Below are 17,836 nucleotides of genomic sequence, written 5' to 3' on the forward strand. Positions count from 1 at the left end.
TATGGAAATCATCATGGCGATCGCCGCAGGCATCCTGACGATGTGTGCCATTTATCTCATTCTTTCGAAAAGTATTCTTCGCATTATCATCGGAACAGGGTTGCTCAGCCACGCTGCCCATCTACTCGTCATGACGATGGGTGGATTAAAACGAGGCGCGGCTCCGGTCTTAAAGGACGGCGTGACTTCCTATACGGATCCACTACCGCAAGCACTCGTCTTGACCGCCATCGTCATCAGCTTTGGTGTCACTGCCTTTTTCTTGGTACTCGCTTATCGTGCCTATCAAGAACTCGGAACCGATAATATCGAAGAGATGAAAGGAACCGATTCGAATGATTAACTTACCGCTACTACCAATCATCATCCCTTTGTTGACTGGTGTCATCTTGATGTTTTTCCCGCGACACCTCAAAGGACAACGAATCGTTTCCCTCTTTTCGACGATTTTAACTGTCTGTGCCTCCATCTATCTTGTGCTGACTGTCCGGTCGAACGGAATCTTAACAGTCACACTCGGTAGCTGGCCAGCGCCTTTTGGTATCACACTCGTCTCTGACATGCTATCCGCTTTACTCGTCACGACGACAAGCATTCTTGTTCTTTGTATCATCTGGTATGCCATTGTCTACTTGAGCGTTTCCTATCAACGATACTACTATTTCATTGCCGTCCAATTCTTGCTCGTTGGTGTCAATGGTGCCTTTACGACAGGTGATATCTTCAACATGTTCGTCTTCTTCGAAGTCTTCCTGATTTCGTCTTATGTCTTGATCGTTCTTGGCGGGAAACCGGCACAATTACGAGAATCGCTGAAGTATCTTTTGATCAACGTCATCTCGTCCGCATTATTCGTCATGACAGTTGCCTTCTTGTACGGGATCATTGGATCGCTCAGCATGGCGGATATCAGTCAAAAGATTTCAGAGGTCGGACAGCCGGCAATCCTAAACGTCATCGCCTTGTTATTCCTGATCGTCTTCGGATTAAAAGGTGCGATCTTCCCGCTCTACTTCTGGTTACCTGGTTCTTATCAAGTACCGCCGACGCCTGTTCTTGCTCTGTTCGGTGCCTTGCTGACGAAGGTCGGGGTCTACGGGATTTTACGGACGTATAGTTTGTTCTTCTCAAATGAGATTGGAACGATTCATCAAATCTTAAGTATCCTTGCTCTCAGTACGATCGTCATCGGGGTGATCGGTGCGCTTGCGACACGGGATGCGAAGCAAATCATCATCTACAACATCATCGTCGCAGTCGGAGTCATCTTGTACGGGGTTTCCCTCATGACACCGCAAGCGCTAGAAGGTGCGATTTTCTACCTTCTTCATGATATGTTGATTAAAGCCGCTTTATTCCTACTCGTAGGAATCATGGTCGGAATTGCCGGCTCGAGTAAGCTGAAAGATATGGGCGGGATGATCAAAGCCTATCCTGTATTAGGTTGGACGTTCTTCATCGCGGCGTTATCACTTGCCGGGATTCCACCGCTCAGCGGATTCATTGGGAAATTCCTGATTGTTCGTGGTGGTATTGAAGCCGGTGAGTTGATTGGACCAATCATCGTTCTACTATCCAGTCTACTCGTCTTGTATTCGGTCGTTCAATTGTTCATGCGTGCCTTTTGGGGAACACCGAAGACCTACTCTGGTGATAAACAAGCGCTTGTTCCAAAGCTGCTCGTTCCTACGATTGCCTTAGTTGCGCTCAGCGTTCTCTATGGAGTAGGTGCTGAGGCGATGCGTCCACTGATTCAACAAGCCGTCGAACCGTTGACGAATCCAACGCTCTATATCGATGCCGTACTAAAAGGAGGTCGTTAATTCATGGCATTTCAAGTCTTGCTCAACTTATTTCTTGCATTCTTGTGGATGTTTCTCTCAAACAATTTCTCGGCCTCCGGTTTCGTCATCGGTTACGCGCTAGGGCTGATTGCGATGTTCGCTTTCCGTCGCGGCTTCAAAGGTCGCTTTTATCTCGGACCTGTCGTCGCACTCGTCCTATTGTTTTTCCGCTTTCTCTACGAGCTTGTCGTCGCGAACATCGATGTCTTGAAAATCATTTTAAAGCCGAAGTTAGATATTCAACCTGGTATTTTCGCCTATGAGACCGAACTCGATCAACCGTGGCAAATCACGTTGCTGTCAATGCTGATCACGCTGACACCGGGAACGCTCGTCGTTGATATCTCGGATGATAATAAGACACTCTACATTCATGCACTCCACATGCCAGAGGTCGATGAAGCGGTCGCTTCGATTCGTGATAGTTTTGAGAAAGCCATTCTGGAGGTGAGTCGGTGATGTTCGATATTTTAATCTATATCGCACTCGGGGGTGTCTTTCTCTCGATGCTCGGTCTGTTTTACCGGGTCATCAAAGGACCAAGTGTGGCGGATCGTGTCATCGCGCTTGATTCAATTGGTATCAGCTTGATTTCAATCGTTGGCCTTGTCTCGATCATCTTACGGACGAGCGACTACCTCGAAGTCATCCTGTTGATTGGTATACTCGCCTTCATCGGTACAGTTGCCTTTTCAAAATATATCGAGAAAGGAGAGATCATCGAACGTGATCGCAACCAATGAATTGATCGTCGCGGTCTTCGCCTTGCTCGGTATGGGATTTAGTCTCGTCACCGCGCTTGGTCTGATCCGCTTACCGGATGTCTATACGCGTGCTCACGCTGCATCTAAAAGCGCGACATTAGGTGTCATGTCGATTTTAATCGGCGTCATCATCTATTTCGTCACTGAAGATGGATTCTTCTCCTCTCGTGTCGTTCTCGGCATCCTGTTCGTGCTCATCACAGCACCGATTGGAGGACATCTGATCGCTCGTGCTGCATATTACAGCAATGTTCCGTTGTGGAAATCGTCTGTTCGTGACGACTTGTCCCAGAATAAAGAACATGTGGAACCAAAGAAACGCCAAGATGACGTATAAGTATCGATATGACAAAACCCTCGCTTCCATTCACGGAAACGAGGGTTTTTTGATTAGGAACGCTGTAAAGATGAGGCAGCAAACAAGAGCGCCAACTCATCACGATTATCTAACAATTCTTCTAATGTATGCTGTTCCAGTTCCCGGATAAAAGCTCGAAGCGCTCGTCCGAGCACACCTTTTAGACGGCATCCTGGTTCGATGACACAATGACCGTTGCTTCCAAAACACTCGACGATATCCATCGGTTCCATTTCCCGAACGACTTTCCCGATGTTGATGTCTTTTGGATCACGAATCAAACGGAGTCCGCCTGACCGACCTCTTGTTGATTCGACATAGCCAAGTTTCGCTAATTGTTGTGTCACCTTCATTAAATGGTTGGATGAGATGCCATAATGATTTGCAATCTGCGGCATTGGTGTGATGACATCCCGGTGCACCCCGAGATACATCAACACACGTAGTCCATAATCCGTATACTGTGTAATTCTCACGATCCTCACTCCATTCCTTCCCAAAACTGCACTGTTATCGTACCATGAAATACGAAACTGACTACATTGTTTTGTCTCATGATTCGAAATTCTGATAAACCTCTATTAGGTTTACGTATAGAATGAAATATTGGATTTAAAATACGAGTTTTAAAAACAAAAAAACTATTTCTTCTTTCCTGTTCGAAAGAAGAAATAGTCCTGTGTCGTCCTTACTTTATTTTTTGTATAGTCCTTTCACGACATCATTAAAACGGTCGGCATAGTTCGTGAAGACTCCTGTGACACCATAGTCGAGCATACGAACCATATCCGCTTTTTCATTCACAGTATACGGGTGAAGTAACAAATCATGAGTCCGAATCGCTGAGATGTTTTCACGTGTCAATGCTTTGTAGGAAGGACCAACACCGACTGCATACTGACGGATTGCGGTTAATCGATCATCCGTCAAAGCCTTGACTTCATTTGCTTCCATCAACTGAACCAGTGGAACGTTCGGGTCGATGGCTCTGACTTTTTGAAGACTCGCTTCACTAAACGACTGAATCAAGACTTGTCCTGGTTTGACCTTGTTACTCGACAATCCGTTCTGCTTTAGTACGTCGAGCAATTTCTGTTCCATTCCGGGATACACTTCCGGTGATTTCGTCTCGATATAGTAATTCGCATGCTTCCCATACTTACTCAAGACTTCTTGAAGCGTCGGTACTTTCAAACCGACATATGACTTTTTCGCAAGCGTCGGGTTCGCTTCATTAAACCAGCTACCAGCATCAAGTTTCTTGATTTCAGAAAGCGTTTTATCTTTGACGGCACCTGTTCCGTTCGTCGTCCGATCAATCGTTTCATCGTGCATCGCAATCAATTGACCGTCTTTCGTCATCTGTAAATCAATTTCGATGTAATCTGCTTTGAATGTCTTATGTCCCATTTCATAAGCTAGCATCGTATGCTCTGGCGCGTACCCTGAAGCTCCACGGTGAGCAACATTGATGATTCGATTTGGATCAAGTAACGATTTGCCTTTTGATTGTGCGCTGACATCTTCTGTCGGAAGCCCTGTGCTTAATACGGCTCCTGCTACCATCGTCAATCCAAATTGTTTCAACATAATCAATTCCCCCTTGAAATATTCTTACAACACTTATCCTATATCGTTTGTATGAAGCTGATATAGAGAAGACGTAAATGTCGTTTCGTGATTTGATGACAAAATGATATCAACAAAAAAAAAGACCCGCATCTAAAACGGGTCTTTTTATGATTACGCTTCGAAAATCAATGACTCTGGATCTTCAAGGAGATCTTTAATGTGCTTCAAGAACGTAACGGCTTCTTTTCCATCAACGATTCGGTGATCATAAGAGAGTGCGACATACATCATCGGACGGTTTTCCATGCGTTCAGCATCAATCGCTACAGGACGCAAGTTGATTGCGTGCATTCCGAGAATCGCGACTTGTGGACCGTTTAAGATCGGTGTCGACATGAGTGAACCGAACGTACCACCATTCGTGATCGTGAACGTACCACCCGTCAAATCAGATAGACCGAGTTTATTATCACGCGCCTTAACCGCTAGTTGAATGATGTCTTTTTCAATCTCAGCGAAGTTCTTCTTATCCGCATCACGAACGACCGGAACGACGAGACCGTCTGGTGCTGAAACGGCAATACCGATATCATAGAATTTTTTGAGGACGATTTCATCGCCTTGAATCTCAGCATTCAAATATGGCATCTTTTTAAGTGCTGCGACTGCTGCTTTCGTAAAGAATGACATGAAGCCGAGCTTGACTTCGTTTTCCTTCACGAATTTCTCTTGGCGACGTTTACGCAGTGCCATGACCGCTGACATATCGATCTCATTGAATGTCGTCAACATTGCTGCCGTTTGTTGAACTTCAACGAGTCGGTTCGCGATTGTCTTACGACGGCGTGACATCTTGATTCGCTCTTCCGGTTTCCCAGGAGCGGCTGCTGGTGCTGGTGCCGGTGTAGCAGGTTTCGTAGGAGCCGGTTTTGCTTGCTCACGTGGTGCTACTTCAAACGTCGCGACGTCTTGCACGCGAATCCGACCGAGCGGATCTTGCGTTGCCACTTGTGCTAAATCAATTCCTTTTTCACGAGCCAGTTTACGGGCAGCAGGTGAAGCAATCGGACGATCCGCAACAGATGTACTTTCAGTCGCTGCTGCAGCCACCGGTTGTTCCGCTTTTTCTTCTGCTTTAGGTGTCTCTTTTGGAGTTTCTTGTACTGTTTCTGCCGCAGCCGGTTTTGGAGCCTCGCCACCAGCAGAGATGACAGCAATCGTTTCCCCGACGCGGACTGTATCTCCTTCAGCAGCCATCACCTCCGTCAACGTACCAGCTTCATCTGACGGTACTTCGATGTTGACCTTATCTGTCTCGAGCTCAACGATGGCTTCCCCTTTTTCCACGTGATCACCTGGTTGTTTTAACCAAGACGCCACCGTTCCTTCTGTAATTGATTCGGCAAGTTCTGGTACTTTGATTTCCATCGTATTCTCCCCCTATGACTCGATTCTATCTTAAGTTATGATGTGTGATTTGATACGTGTGATGGTGCTGTTGGAGTAGAAGCAGTCGATGTGAGTGCATCATTGATGATACGTGCCTGCTCTACTTTATGACCTGACGGGTCACCTTCTGCTGTACTGGAACGACGACGACGACCGATGTAACGGACGGTTTGGATACCATTCGGTGCGACTGTCTCAAGTCGAGGTTCCATGAAGGACCACGCCCCCATGTTTTTCGGTTCTTCTTGCACCCAGACCATCTCTTCGACGGATTCATAGCGCGCGATGACTTCTTTTAAGGCTTTTGCCGGGAATGGATACAACTCCTCGACCCGGACGATTTGTAGCCAATCGAGATTCTCATCTGATTTCGAAACGGCTTCAGCTAGGTCGATTGCCATCTTACCAGAACAGAACACAAGACGTTTGACACGATCTGGCGCTTCTCCGAGCCCTGACTGTTCGATGACACGTTGGAAACTACCTTCCGTCAACTCAGAGACATCCGATGTTGCAAGCGGATGACGCAAGAGACTCTTCGGCGTCATGACGACGAGCGGTCGGACTTCCTCTTTTCCGAGAATCGCTGCTTGTCGGCGCAATAAATGGAAGTACTGGGCAGCACTCGATACGTTCGCGACCGTCCAGTTTTTCTCACCCGATAACGTCAAGAAGCGTTCTAAACGACCACTCGAGTGTTCTGGTCCTTGCCCTTCATAACCATGCGGAAGCAACATGACGAGACCTGATGTTTGTCCCCATTTCGCTCGGCTAGCTGAGATGAACTGGTCGAAGATGACTTGACCTGAGTTCGCAAAGTCCCCATATTGCGCTTCCCATAATACGAGCGTTTCCGGAGCGAAGACGTTATAACCGTATTCAAAACCAAGTACACCTGCTTCAGACAACGGACTGTTGTAGACCGAGAATGATGCAGTTGCCGTTGATAAGGCATGGAGTGGCGAGAAGCCTTCTCCTGTTTTCACATCATGAAGATTAATGTTCCGTTGTGCGAACGTTCCTCGTTCAGAATCTTGACCGCTCAAGCGGATTGGTGTTCCATCTGAGAGAATCGAAGCAAACGCCAATGTTTCGGCATGTCCCCAGTCAATTCCGTTCTTTGTCGAGAACGCATCCGTCCGGCGCTTCAGGACCTTCTCAAGTTTATGGAACACTTGGAAGCCATCCGGCCACTGTAACAATTCTTCGTTGTACGCCGTCAATGTTTCAATCGAGACCCCTGTCTCAATCGTCGGAACGCCTTTAAAGACGACGTCCGGCATGACCCCACCATACTCTTTCTCCGCGTTCGGTACTTTTTCACGAGCCGCTTTCATTTGATCATTGATCGACGTTTCAATCGATTGAATTTCGTCAGCTGTCGCATCCCCGTTCGCGACAAGCGTTTTCCCGTACAAGACACGAATTGGATCATGTTTATGAATCAAATCGTATAAGACCGGGTTCGTATTCATCGGTTCATCCATTTCGTTATGACCAAAACGACGATATCCGATTAAATCAATCATGACATCCTTCTTAAACGTTGCCCGGTACTCGCTCGCGAGCAAAGCGACTGCGAGACAGCTTTCCGGCTCATCCGCGTTGACGTGGAAGACTGGGATCTCGTAACCCTTAGCCAGGTCACTTGAGTAGCGCGTCGAACGGGAGTCCGTCGGCTCCGTCGTGAAGCCGATCGTGTTGTTCGCGATGATGTGAATCGTTCCACCGGTGTTATATCCTTTGAGGTTCGCTAAATTTAATGTTTCAGCAACGATTCCTTGACCTGGGAACGCAGCATCACCGTGTATCAGGATTGCAGCAGCAGCCGCTTGCTCTTGGCGTGGTGCACCTTTTTGTGAGCGATCATCTTGTGCCGCACGTGTGAAGCCTTCGACGACTGGGTCAACGAACTCAAGATGCGACGGATTGTTCGCAAGCGTCATCCGCACGTTACGTGTCTCTTGCTCGAGTTTTCGGTTTAAACCGAGGTGATACTTCACGTCGCCCGTCCAACCGTACGTGATCCCGATCGATCCTTCAGATGGTACGAGGTCGTGGTTCGGTGCATGCTGGAACTCAGCAAAGATCATTTCATATGGCTTCCCAAGTACGTGCGCCAAAACGTTCAACCGTCCACGGTGTGCCATTCCGATATTGATCGTCTCCGACCCATTCGAGATGAGGTGTCCGACGATCGTGTCGAGCAATGGCACCATCGCGTCAAGTCCTTCAATCGAGAAGCGTTTTTGACCGACATATGTTTTGTGCAAGTATTTTTCGAAGAGGTCCGTTTCAGCTAAGCGTTTGAACAACTGTTTCTTTTGTTCAGCGTCTAGCGTCGCCGTCAAAGCACCTTGCTCGATTTTCTGTCGGAGCCATTTCTTTTCATCGAGATCGTCGACATGCTGGAACTCAACTGCGGCTGCTCCCGTGTACTGCGCTTTTAAATGTTCGATGCCTTCAAACGCGTCCTGTACACCAGTTGGTGGTTCAGGACAGACGAGTGAGACTGGCATTTTTCGAAGATCTGCCTCTGTCAATCCGTACTGACTCAATTCGAATAATCCTGTTTCTCGCGGATGGTCCTTCAGCGGATAGATATCCGCCGCAAGATGTCCTTTTGCACGAATTTGTTCCGCTAAACGATTCGCCGCAAGATATTTTTCGAAATCTCCTGTCTCGACTTGCATCGGTACGACTGGTTCCGTCACGGGTGCACCATGCTCTTCGAAATAAGCACGTGTCTCCTCATCAACGGATGTCTTGTCTTCTAAAAAACGCTCGTACAATTCAATGATGTAGCCAAGGTTTGGTCCATAGAATGCTTGTTGATCTTGCTCGTGGCCTGCCATGTACGGTTCCCCCCGTTTCTATATTTCTCCCCACACATCCAGTGGATACTCGATGTGTTTCCAGCCCTCTACCTGTTAGCGCTTTCAAAAGGAATTGCATGAATAAAACGCTGAACTTCATGAGAAGGAATGAACGTGTCATTCTTCCATGAAAGTGCCTTCGTTACTATATTACTACTCTTTTCCTGTGTGTGCATTTCGAATTCCCAAATTCTCACGCTTAAATGTATAAGTTTTTCTTATGAGCGCTTAGCCAGTTATTTATGATTCGTTAAAAAACCGGCGTATCCGAATTTAGATACGCCGGTTTCATCATAAGACTTTACTAAGGAACGATTGCGTCCGTTCGTGTTGTGGAGAATCAAACAATGCTTGTGGTACGTTCTCTTCGACGATATAGCCACCATCCATGAATAAGACGCGATCTCCGACCTCACGAGCAAATCCCATCTCATGGGTCACGACGACCATCGTCATGCCTTCAAGGGCAAGTTGTTTCATGACGGCAAGCACGTCACCGACCATTTCCGGGTCGAGCGCTGACGTCGGCTCATCAAATAACATGATTTTCGGATTCATTGCAAGCGCGCGGGCAATTGCGACCCGCTGTTTTTGCCCCCCAGATAATTCACCTGGATAATTATCCGCTTTTTCACGTAATCCGACTTTATCGAGTAGTTCAAGTGCCCGCTGTTTCGCCTGTTCTTTATCCGATTTACGCACTTTGATCGGTGCAAGCGTGACGTTTTCTAGCACGGTCTTATGCGGGAAGAGATTAAAATGTTGAAAGACCATCCCGACTTCTTCCCGGACCTTGTTGATATCGACCTTTGGACTCGTAATATCGAAATCATCGACGATGACGGTACCACCTGTAATCTCTTCCAATCGATTCAAACAGCGTAAAAACGTACTTTTCCCAGATCCCGACGGACCGATGACACAAACGACTTCTTTTTCGGCAATCGAGACGTTGATGTCTTTTAAGACTTCATTCGAACCGAATGATTTCTTTAGATTCTTTACTTCTATGATACTCATCGTAATGTAAACCTCCGTTCCAAGAACTTCGCCACTAAGGACAAGAGATAAATGATGACGAAGTACATCAATCCGACGACGGACCAGACGATGAATGGTTCAAACGTCGTTGACTGCTGCACTTGACCTTGTTGTGTCAAGTCAGCGATCCCGATAATCGACAACAACGATGTATCTTTTAAGCTGATGATCGATTGGTTCGTAATCGTTGGTAACATCCGTCGGAATGCTTGCGGTAAGATGATCTGTACCATCGTTTGACGCCCTGTCATCCCGAGTGAACGCGCAGCTTCTGTTTGTCCTTTATCAATCGACTGGATACCAGCTCGAATGATCTCCGCAAAATAAGCACCGGCATTGATTGCGACCGTCAGTATCCCTGCATACATCCGGTCCATCGATAACCATTCGAGCGAATTGAGTCCAAAATAGATGAAGAATAACTGAACGATGAACGGCGTTCCGCGAATGACATCAATATAGACAATTGCGATCCCGTTTAAGATTTTTGATGGTGATAACCGCATCAATGCGACGACTAAGCCAATCAGAAAGCCGACGATGACCGCGATGATGAAAATATACAATGTGACTTGAAGCCCTTCCAAGAAAAATGGAAATGCGGTTTTGACCACTTCCATTGGCTATCCCACTCCCTTATCGCCTTGCGACTTATTTCAGATACGTGTCAACGATTTTATCGTATTCACCGTTTTCTTTCAGATTCGCAAGTCCTTTGTTGATTTTCTTCATCAGATCCTCGTTCTCACCTTTTAAGACAGCGATTCCGTAGTTGTCCCCGTTGAGACGGTCTCCGACAAGTTTTAATCCAAGGTTTTGTTGTTTGTTTGCATATGAGATGACAGGATAATCTTCAATCAAAGCAGCAGCGTTACCGTTCTTCACTTCTTGGAACATCGCTGGACTGTCATTGAACTGTGTGACCGTGAATCCCAGTTTGTCTGCGTTATCCGTTGCATATTTCGCACCCGTCGTTCCCTTTTTGACGGCTACTTTTTTCCCTTTTAAATCGTTGACGGATTTAATACCATTCTCATCTTCTTTGACGACTAGAATAAGACCAGCTTTGAAGTATGGATCCGAGAATGTGACGACTTTCTTCCGTTCTGGCGTAATACTCATACCAGCAATGGCAACGTCCAATTGATTTGCTTGAAGTGCCGGAATAATGCCGCTAAAGTCCATCGCTTCAAATTGAATCTTGAAGTTCTGATCTTTCGCGATTGCTTTCATGAGATCGATGTCGATTCCTTTGTACGTATCCCCGTCTTTATATTCGAATGGTGGATACGTGACGTCAATGCCGACCTTATAAGTCTTTCCTTCAGACGACTCTTCTTCTTTCGAACCGATGCTACATGCACCAAGTACGAGAACACAGCTCATCAAGAGCGCTAGCAAGATACTCCCTTTTTTCATGTTTGTTTCCCCTCTCCTATGTGTTAAAGATTGTCTACTTCACTTAGTACTTTCCCTGAAGAGTACCCTCTTTAAAACGTATTTTACCAGAAAAATTCTAAAAAGATAAATATTTCTGAATTTTTATTCGTTGTAATCGTTTTCTATTCAGCAACAAAAAAGAAGGCAACCCCTTGCTGGGATTGCCTCCTTCAATCATTTATGCCGCCGAGAGGACTTGAACCTCCACGGTGTTGCCACCACTAGATTCTGAGTCTAGCGCGTCTACCAGTTCCGCCACGACGACGTTGATTTATGATATTAATATAGCGGGTAACGAACTGAGTTGTCAATCATTTCGCAAGATGTTGCGAACGAACTTCTCGACGACATCATCATACAATGCCGGATCCTCAAAATAGGCCATCGCGTGAGCGGCATTTGGAATGACGACGAGCTCTTTTTCCGTTGGACAAGCTTCATACAGCTCATATACCATATCTGTCGGTACAAACGTATCCGCCCCACCATGGATGAACAAAATCGGTACCTGTGCTTTTTTGACTTGTTTCAACGCTGATGCTTCACGGAACGTATAACCTGCCTTTAGCTTCGTCAATACGCTCGTCATGCCTAAGAACGGAAAGTGTGGTAGTCGATACATCCGCTTCATCTGATACGCAAGGACAGCATTGACGGACGTATAGGCACAATCAGAAATGATTCCTTTGATTTGTGGTGGGAGTTGTTCGCCACTCGTCATCAATACGGTCGCCCCTCCCATCGACACCCCATGCAAGAACAGTTTCGCATCCTGTCCGATCCGTTCAATCAGATAGTTCGACCAACTGAGACAATCTTCCCGATCATGCCATCCGAATCCGATATAGTGACCGTCACTCATTCCGTGTCCACGATTATCGGGCATCATGACATGGAAACCGGCCTGATGGTACAGATAGGCGAATCCGGCTAAATCCGTTCCGACGCCTCCGTACCCGTGCACGAGAATGACGATCCGATCTGACGGAACAGGTGACGGAAGAAAATGCCCGCGTAACGTTAAACCGTCTTTCGCTTCAATCTCGATCCGCTCAAGCGGTTGCTCCTTGATCCACGTCTGACCAGGTTGCATCAATCGGACCATCTCGTCACTTAAATCTCGATTATTCGATAAGAATGGCTTTGGATTCGTGGCGATTGCCATCTCATAAAAATAATAACTCGCTGCTACTAATCCGGATCCGATGACTCCGATTCCAATTTTTGTTCTGCGACGCATCTGCCCCACTCCTTCTTTCCGTTATAGCTCGATCTTCAGTTGAGCAGCATGGTCATCCTCTTCATCCTGCAAGACTTGTTGACGTAATCGTTGTTCTTGTTGCTGACGCCGGTAGGCAAATTCCTGGACAAGCTCTGTACCCGTGAATCCATCTTCTACGAGTTCGCTCAATAATTCCGTTTCTGTCTCGACGACCTCCCCCGGACGTCGCATGACGAGAACATCTCCGACTTGTGCAATCAGCAATTCATCTTCTAGACGAAGTGCATCGTAAAATGGTTCCGGTAACGTCATTCGACGTGTCTCCGGATTGATATGGACGCGTTTATAAACGCCTAATGCTTGAAACTTACGACGTGCCATTGCGTGCTCTCCTTTTTAGTTGAACGTCAGATCGATTCGTGAATCTTTCCCTTGAATACGAACCGTCCCCGTCGCTCCATTGATTAACGTCAACTGTGGCGGTTGATGACCGATGTCAAGATCATATAAGACTGGTAAGCCCGTCTCATCCGCGAGATATTGATATACGTCTAGCCATGTCAGATCTTCTATAATCCTTGCAGACGTACGGCCAAATAAAAAGCCAGCCGCATGGTCGAACCACCCAGCATACGCCATTTGTCGCAGCGTCCGGTGTACCTCTGCAGAATTCGCTTCAGACACCTCAAAGTACCAGAGTATCGGTTCTCCGTTGATCTCTTCACGCTGGAAACGCTGCACATCTCCATACGGTGTCCCAATCAGATGGCGAATCGTCTCCAGACACCCACCAAGTAACCGTCCAGCCACTTCTGTTCGCTCATCAAGTGCTTTCCATTCCGTCGCTTCCGTTAGCTGAAATAACGAACCTGTTGGACGTTCTTCATCAGTCCACTCGGGTTGATAACGATCGGAAGCCCATTGTGTGACGGTTCCTCCAGTTGGCGTCGCGAGCACCCGTCGCCAGGCACTTGTCGTCTCGTCCCATTCTTCACTCCGAAGCTCAACGAAATTCGGACCATGTGCTGTCGCGATTCCCGTCTGAAGCGTCAGACTGAGCAATAACGTACTGATATCGGAATAGCCAAGCAACCATTTTGTTTGGTAAGTAGCTAGCGTCAACTCGGGTAAAAGATCAATGGCGCGTTCCCCACCAAATGGCGGGATGACGGCATCAATCGTCTCATCCGTCATCATGTGATTCAATTCCTCCGCCCGTTGTTTGACCGGTGCACTCTCAGCAAGTTGATGCGACCAAATCGTTTCGCCTAAACGGACGTTCATTTGCCGTGCTTGTACCTGTTCAACTGCTTGTTCGACCCATTCCTGTTGCTGTTCACGTAATCCGGAGGAGGGCGCCGTCACTCCGATCGTTTGACCTGTCCAACCTAAAAATGGATATTTCATGGTGACCCCCTATAATGTCATAGTGTGAAACTATCTTCTCGTCAAAATATGAGTTCATTATACCGTTCTTATGCCGCATTACCAACTTTTATCCTGTTCGAACGTCGTGATACGAACAAAAAAACACGATTCCGTACGAGCGACCTGAATGAACAAGTCAACTCGACGAAACCGTGTTTGATTCCTTAGCTTGATGCTGATAGTTCAGCGTATTCCTCTTGCGTGAACGCACGGGAGCGTGTCAAAAAACGTTTCCCTTCGACACCTTCAAGAGAGAACATTCCGCCTCGACCATCCACGACATCAATGATGAGTTGCGTATGTTTCCAGTACTCATATTGATCTTCATGAATATAAAACGGACAACCACCGATCTCTCCCAGTTTTTTATCCTGATCTCCCAGGAATAGATCACCCTGCGCAAAACACATCGGGGAACTGCCATCGCAACAACCACCAGATTGATGAAACATCAACGGACCGTGTTTTTCTCTCAACTGGTCGATTAACTCTAGACAAGCTGCTGTCGCCTGAACACGTTCCACCATTTGCATCCACGTCCTTTCCGACTTAGAAGAAACCGAGTTTATTCGGGTTGTAACTAACGAGTAGGTTTTTCGTCCGTTGGTAATGGTTGAGCATCATCTTATGGTTTTCACGTCCGATCCCTGACATTTTGTAACCACCAAACGCCGCGTGAGCTGGATATTGGTGATAACAGTTCGTCCAGACGCGTCCTGCTTCGATCGCACGCCCAAACCGATAAGCACGGTTCATATCACGTGTCCAGACGCCCGCACCAAGACCATATAACGTATCATTCGCAATTTCGAGTGCTTCTTCTTCCGTCTTGAATGTCGTGACCGATAGAACCGGTCCGAAAATTTCTTCTTGGAAGATTCTCATCTTATTGTGTCCTTTGAAGATCGTTGGTTGGATGTAATATCCTTCTGCGAGATCCCCTTCGAGCATGTTGCGCTCTCCACCGATGAGACATTCTGCGCCTTCTGACTTACCGATTTCAAGATATGAAAGAATTTTCTCCATCTGCTCGTTCGAAGCTTGAGCACCCATCATGACGTCCGAATCAAGGGGATTTCCGATCTTGATGGCTTTGACGCGCTCAAGAACACGTTCCATGAACGGTTCGTAAATCGATTCTTGAATCAAGGCACGCGACGGACACGTACAGACTTCTCCTTGGTTCAACGCGAACATCAGTAATCCTTCGATTGCTTTATCGAAGAAAGCATCGTCTGCCTGCATGATATCCTCAAAGAAGATATTCGGTGATTTCCCACCGAGTTCGAGTGTGACTGGAATCAAATTTTGTGATGCGTACTGCATGATCAAACGTCCTGTCGTCGTCTCACCCGTAAAGGCGATTTTTGCTATCCGTTTGCTCGACGCGAGCGGTTTCCCTGCTTCAAGACCAAAACCGTTGACGATGTTAAGAACACCCGGTGGGAGTAAATCCTCAATGAGCTCAACGAGTACCATGATGCTCGCTGGTGTTTGTTCTGCTGGTTTTAAGACGACGCAGTTCCCTGCCGCGAGTGCTGGCGCTAGTTTCCAGACAGCCATCAGGAGTGGGAAGTTCCATGGAATGATTTGACCAACGACGCCAAGGGGCTCATGGAAGTGATACGCTACCGTGTCTTGATCGAGTTCGCCGACCGAACCTTCTTGGGCACGGATGACGCCGGCGAAATAACGGAAGTGATCGATTGCGAGCGGTAGATCGGCGTTGAGTGTCTCACGGACCGCTTTCCCGTTCTCAAGTGTCTCTGCATAAGCGAGCATCTCAAGGTTTTCTTCCATCCGATTCGCGATTTTATTTAAAATGTTTGAGCGTTCCGTTACAGACGTTTTCCCCCATGCTTCTTTTGCCGCGTGTGCTGCGTCAAGAGCCAGTTCGATATCTTCTTTACCGGAACGAGCGACTTGGCACAATACTTTACCGGTGACAGGTGTGACATTATCAAAATATTCTCCCCCGACAGGTGCCGTCCACTTTCCGTTGATGTAATTTTCATACCGTTCCTTGTACTGTACTTTTGACCCTTGCTTGTTCGGAATGTCATAAATCATGCATTATTTCCTCCCTCAACTAAAATGGTCAAGCAGTGAGACGGATGCTTGTATGCGCTTACATTTTAATATAGGCTAAAACAGCCCCCTCGATACCATCGTACCAAAATTATATGAAAAGTCAAAAAATTCCGGTAACTATTTATGATTTTTTTCGAGAAAAAAACATCTCCATTTTCGGGAGATGTTTTGCCGGTCAAGACCGTGTCGGGTCAATTCCGTCTTCTTGGTCAGACGGTGTATCGGAACTACCGAAATCACTTACTTTCGAGAATCCATCCGTATCACCGTCGATGTCTTTCCCGCGGGCTGTGACAGATGGATCCAGTACGTCTTCTTCGCTTGGTCGCGAATTCGGGTCGTTCTCGTTTTGTTCTGCTTCTTCTTTTGCATGCTCGATGCATAATAACGTTTCCGGAATGATATCAAGACGTTCAATCTCAATCTCTTTTCCACAGACCTTACAAATGCCATACGTTCCGTCCTCGATCGCTTTTAGGGCACGGTCCACATCCGAGAGCATATCCTCTTGCATGTCCGTGATTGCTTGATCGCGTTCCCGCAAGAACAATTCATCGCCGGAATCGGCAGGATGATTATCGTAACTCGACAATTCACCTTCATCGTAATCGGTATCGCGTTGTTCGATGTTTGATGTCGTCTTTTCTTTTTCCTTTAATAACCGTTGCTTGAATTCTTCCGTCTGTTGTTTAGATAACATGATTGTTCGACTCCCCTTCGTTAGAACCTCTGTTAAGAATGTAGCCTATTCGAAGAAGAGTTAAACCATCACGAACACTTATAAGAACGAATTGATCCATGAAGATCACAGATGACCGTCATGCATTCATTCCCATCGTTAAAACAAATCTGATGTGATCGTCCGTTCTTGGATGTCGTGATGTCATCAATCCACAGTTGCGAAGCATCTGCCGAAGACAGCATCGCAATTTTGTCACGAATCATGAATAAATCAAATGGTAACAGATTCAAGGATTGAATCGTCAAACCATGTTTACGGAAGAGTGGATCAAGCTGATATTGCGAAAGACTATACAAACACTTCTCGGCCCCACCAATCAACAACTGAATCGAATGGGAGGGCTCATGACTATCGATGCGCTCCTTGTGCAGGATGATTCGTCCTCGAACACCAGACTCATTGAAAATTCGTTGCGTATCCTCTTGTGAAAGGCGTGGTCCACCTTCCTTCACCTTTAAGACGATGTGGGCGAATTCAGCAAAATCAGGTTTCCCGATTTCAAGAGCCGGGATATGACGGACTTCTTCGCGTTCAATGATTTCAATCAAGTCACGCTCGACTTGGACACTGACCGTATCTGTTGAAAAGACACGGACGTCGATCACGAATTGATCAAGTACCGCATTTACTTCGATCGTATACGTCAAATCAAGATTTTTTTCTTGTTCAACCAACAAACGATTCAAGATGAGTTGATGCAATAAATGGACTGGCGTACGCGAAGAAAATTGACTCGAATAAATCAAATGTTTTGGTCCGGTTCCTTTTGTAGTTTTTGGTCGTGCTCCGTTTAATCTATATACGTTCACTTTATAATTCAACATATGATCACCTTCTCTTACCTGAAAAATCGGAATAGAGATGTTCCGTTCATATAGCGTACAATGTATTTTAATCGCTAAATATTCGTTTTCGAATATTCCAAATTTAATATACAAATTGTAATCAAATTGTGATAGAAGAATTTCAAAAACTGATCATTTCGATGAGGACGTCGCATTTAATTCGA

Annotated in this window: 20 protein-coding genes and 1 tRNA gene; 6 read left to right on the top strand and 15 right to left on the bottom strand. The window is 46.5% G+C overall.

The features are described from left to right. Nucleotide 1 precedes the first annotated feature (1 nt). Genes KNQ09_RS05830 through mnhG form a run of 5 tightly spaced genes read left to right on the top strand, consistent with a single transcriptional unit; the run spans nt 2 to nt 2,945 of the window. Entirely contained in the window at nt 2–343 is a 342-nt protein-coding gene (locus KNQ09_RS05830; protein WP_023468540.1) for a Na(+)/H(+) antiporter subunit C, read from the top strand. After that, the gene (locus tag KNQ09_RS05835; protein WP_064299715.1) at nt 336–1,823 is read left to right on the top strand and encodes a Na+/H+ antiporter subunit D; all 1,488 of its coding nucleotides are present in this window, start codon (nt 336–338) and stop codon (nt 1,821–1,823) included. The genes KNQ09_RS05830 and KNQ09_RS05835 overlap by 8 nt, the downstream gene beginning before the upstream one ends. Before the next feature lie 3 nt (nt 1,824–1,826). Continuing rightward, nucleotides 1,827–2,303 carry a Na+/H+ antiporter subunit E gene (locus KNQ09_RS05840; RefSeq protein WP_023468542.1) on the top strand — a complete coding sequence of 159 codons (477 nt, stop codon included), beginning with the start codon at nt 1,827–1,829 and terminating at the stop codon, nt 2,301–2,303. A gap of 47 nt (nt 2,304–2,350) precedes the next feature. After that, entirely contained in the window at nt 2,351–2,587 is a 237-nt protein-coding gene (locus tag KNQ09_RS05845; protein WP_369792030.1) for a Na(+)/H(+) antiporter subunit F1, read from the top strand. After that, nucleotides 2,571–2,945, top strand: coding sequence for a monovalent cation/H(+) antiporter subunit G (mnhG, locus tag KNQ09_RS05850; protein WP_023468544.1), 375 nt, complete (start codon nt 2,571–2,573; stop codon nt 2,943–2,945). Before KNQ09_RS05845 ends, mnhG begins: the two co-directional genes overlap by 17 nt. Before the next feature lie 53 nt (nt 2,946–2,998). On the opposite strand, the gene KNQ09_RS05855 is transcribed toward mnhG, so the two are convergent. From KNQ09_RS05855 to KNQ09_RS05905, 11 genes are all read right to left on the bottom strand, one after another. Next, the gene (locus tag KNQ09_RS05855) at nt 2,999–3,442 is read right to left on the bottom strand and encodes an Rrf2 family transcriptional regulator (protein ID WP_149427544.1); all 444 of its coding nucleotides are present in this window, start codon (nt 3,440–3,442) and stop codon (nt 2,999–3,001) included. Nucleotides 3,443–3,659: 217 nt separating this feature from the next. Further along, on the bottom strand, nt 3,660–4,556 hold the full coding sequence (locus KNQ09_RS05860) for a glycerophosphodiester phosphodiesterase (protein WP_214857853.1): 897 nt from the start codon (nt 4,554–4,556) through the stop codon (nt 3,660–3,662). 153 nt (nt 4,557–4,709) lie between these two features. Next, nucleotides 4,710–5,966 carry a 2-oxoglutarate dehydrogenase complex dihydrolipoyllysine-residue succinyltransferase gene (gene odhB, locus KNQ09_RS05865; RefSeq protein WP_050678279.1) on the bottom strand — a complete coding sequence of 419 codons (1,257 nt, stop codon included), beginning with the start codon at nt 5,964–5,966 and terminating at the stop codon, nt 4,710–4,712. A 35-nt stretch (nt 5,967–6,001) separates the two neighbouring features. Continuing rightward, nucleotides 6,002–8,842, bottom strand: a complete 2,841-nt coding sequence (locus KNQ09_RS05870; protein WP_214857854.1) for a 2-oxoglutarate dehydrogenase E1 component — start codon at nt 8,840–8,842, stop codon at nt 6,002–6,004. A 312-nt stretch (nt 8,843–9,154) separates the two neighbouring features. Continuing rightward, complete coding sequence (locus KNQ09_RS05875) at nt 9,155–9,883, bottom strand: amino acid ABC transporter ATP-binding protein (protein WP_023468549.1); 729 nt, start codon at nt 9,881–9,883, stop codon at nt 9,155–9,157. Beyond that, nucleotides 9,880–10,524: an amino acid ABC transporter permease gene (locus tag KNQ09_RS05880; RefSeq protein WP_023468550.1), complete on the bottom strand. Its 645-nt coding sequence runs from the start codon at nt 10,522–10,524 to the stop codon at nt 9,880–9,882. Before KNQ09_RS05880 ends, KNQ09_RS05875 begins: the two co-directional genes overlap by 4 nt. Before the next feature lie 31 nt (nt 10,525–10,555). Then, a complete protein-coding gene (locus KNQ09_RS05885; protein ID WP_023468551.1) occupies nt 10,556–11,323 on the bottom strand; it encodes a transporter substrate-binding domain-containing protein in 768 nt (255 codons plus the stop codon). Between the two features lie 202 nt (nt 11,324–11,525). Further along, a tRNA-Leu gene (locus KNQ09_RS05890) sits at nt 11,526–11,609 on the bottom strand. 42 nt (nt 11,610–11,651) lie between these two features. Continuing rightward, on the bottom strand, nt 11,652–12,584 hold the full coding sequence (locus KNQ09_RS05895; RefSeq protein ID WP_029341930.1) for an alpha/beta hydrolase: 933 nt from the start codon (nt 12,582–12,584) through the stop codon (nt 11,652–11,654). A gap of 21 nt (nt 12,585–12,605) precedes the next feature. Beyond that, nucleotides 12,606–12,947 carry a hypothetical protein gene (locus tag KNQ09_RS05900; protein ID WP_050678281.1) on the bottom strand — a complete coding sequence of 114 codons (342 nt, stop codon included), beginning with the start codon at nt 12,945–12,947 and terminating at the stop codon, nt 12,606–12,608. Nucleotides 12,948–12,962: 15 nt separating this feature from the next. Next, entirely contained in the window at nt 12,963–13,973 is a 1,011-nt protein-coding gene (locus KNQ09_RS05905) for a S66 family peptidase (RefSeq protein ID WP_149427548.1), read from the bottom strand. Nucleotides 13,974–14,021: 48 nt separating this feature from the next. On the opposite strand from KNQ09_RS05905, the gene KNQ09_RS05910 reads away from it, so the two are divergent. Further along, nucleotides 14,022–14,162: a hypothetical protein gene (locus tag KNQ09_RS05910; protein ID WP_214770581.1), complete on the top strand. Its 141-nt coding sequence runs from the start codon at nt 14,022–14,024 to the stop codon at nt 14,160–14,162. Here the strand turns inward: KNQ09_RS05910 and KNQ09_RS05915 are convergent. From KNQ09_RS05915 to KNQ09_RS05930, 4 genes are all read right to left on the bottom strand, one after another. Further along, entirely contained in the window at nt 14,159–14,521 is a 363-nt protein-coding gene (locus KNQ09_RS05915; protein WP_023468555.1) for a DUF779 domain-containing protein, read from the bottom strand. The genes KNQ09_RS05910 and KNQ09_RS05915 overlap by 4 nt on opposite strands. Before the next feature lie 22 nt (nt 14,522–14,543). Beyond that, nucleotides 14,544–16,064, bottom strand: a complete 1,521-nt coding sequence (adh, locus tag KNQ09_RS05920; RefSeq protein WP_023468556.1) for an aldehyde dehydrogenase — start codon at nt 16,062–16,064, stop codon at nt 14,544–14,546. Between the two features lie 196 nt (nt 16,065–16,260). Continuing rightward, the gene (locus KNQ09_RS05925) at nt 16,261–16,785 is read right to left on the bottom strand and encodes a TraR/DksA C4-type zinc finger protein (RefSeq protein ID WP_023468557.1); all 525 of its coding nucleotides are present in this window, start codon (nt 16,783–16,785) and stop codon (nt 16,261–16,263) included. Between the two features lie 68 nt (nt 16,786–16,853). Further along, a complete protein-coding gene (locus tag KNQ09_RS05930) occupies nt 16,854–17,651 on the bottom strand; it encodes a hypothetical protein (RefSeq protein ID WP_050678284.1) in 798 nt (265 codons plus the stop codon). Nucleotides 17,652–17,836 lie beyond the last annotated feature (185 nt).

The sequence above is a fragment of the Exiguobacterium sp. s191 genome (genome assembly GCF_018618955.1).
Lineage (GTDB): Bacteria > Bacillota > Bacilli > Exiguobacteriales > Exiguobacteriaceae > Exiguobacterium_A > Exiguobacterium_A abrahamii.

What these genes read in the sequence shown, in the direction of transcription:
- KNQ09_RS05870 (WP_214857854.1), bottom strand. Translation starts at nt 8,842, where the DNA reads ATGGCAGGCCACGAGCAAGATCAACAAGCATTCTATGGACCAAACCTT.
- KNQ09_RS05925 (WP_023468557.1), bottom strand. Translation starts at nt 16,785, where the DNA reads ATGTTATCTAAACAACAGACGGAAGAATTCAAGCAACGGTTATTAAAG.
- KNQ09_RS05900 (WP_050678281.1), bottom strand. Translation starts at nt 12,947, where the DNA reads ATGGCACGTCGTAAGTTTCAAGCATTAGGCGTTTATAAACGCGTCCAT.
- KNQ09_RS05830 (WP_023468540.1), top strand. Translation starts at nt 2, where the DNA reads ATGGAAATCATCATGGCGATCGCCGCAGGCATCCTGACGATGTGTGCC.
- KNQ09_RS05840 (WP_023468542.1), top strand. Translation starts at nt 1,827, where the DNA reads ATGGCATTTCAAGTCTTGCTCAACTTATTTCTTGCATTCTTGTGGATG.
- KNQ09_RS05835 (WP_064299715.1), top strand. Translation starts at nt 336, where the DNA reads ATGATTAACTTACCGCTACTACCAATCATCATCCCTTTGTTGACTGGT.
- KNQ09_RS05885 (WP_023468551.1), bottom strand. Translation starts at nt 11,323, where the DNA reads ATGAAAAAAGGGAGTATCTTGCTAGCGCTCTTGATGAGCTGTGTTCTC.
- adh (WP_023468556.1), bottom strand. Translation starts at nt 16,064, where the DNA reads ATGATTTATGACATTCCGAACAAGCAAGGGTCAAAAGTACAGTACAAG.
- KNQ09_RS05910 (WP_214770581.1), top strand. Translation starts at nt 14,022, where the DNA reads ATGAGTTCATTATACCGTTCTTATGCCGCATTACCAACTTTTATCCTG.
- KNQ09_RS05915 (WP_023468555.1), bottom strand. Translation starts at nt 14,521, where the DNA reads ATGGTGGAACGTGTTCAGGCGACAGCAGCTTGTCTAGAGTTAATCGAC.
- KNQ09_RS05860 (WP_214857853.1), bottom strand. Translation starts at nt 4,556, where the DNA reads ATGTTGAAACAATTTGGATTGACGATGGTAGCAGGAGCCGTATTAAGC.
- KNQ09_RS05905 (WP_149427548.1), bottom strand. Translation starts at nt 13,973, where the DNA reads ATGAAATATCCATTTTTAGGTTGGACAGGTCAAACGATCGGAGTGACG.
- KNQ09_RS05930 (WP_050678284.1), bottom strand. Translation starts at nt 17,651, where the DNA reads ATGTTGAATTATAAAGTGAACGTATATAGATTAAACGGAGCACGACCA.
- odhB (WP_050678279.1), bottom strand. Translation starts at nt 5,966, where the DNA reads ATGGAAATCAAAGTACCAGAACTTGCCGAATCAATTACAGAAGGAACG.
- KNQ09_RS05845 (WP_369792030.1), top strand. Translation starts at nt 2,351, where the DNA reads ATGCTCGGTCTGTTTTACCGGGTCATCAAAGGACCAAGTGTGGCGGAT.
- KNQ09_RS05895 (WP_029341930.1), bottom strand. Translation starts at nt 12,584, where the DNA reads ATGCGTCGCAGAACAAAAATTGGAATCGGAGTCATCGGATCCGGATTA.
- KNQ09_RS05880 (WP_023468550.1), bottom strand. Translation starts at nt 10,524, where the DNA reads ATGGAAGTGGTCAAAACCGCATTTCCATTTTTCTTGGAAGGGCTTCAA.
- KNQ09_RS05875 (WP_023468549.1), bottom strand. Translation starts at nt 9,883, where the DNA reads ATGAGTATCATAGAAGTAAAGAATCTAAAGAAATCATTCGGTTCGAAT.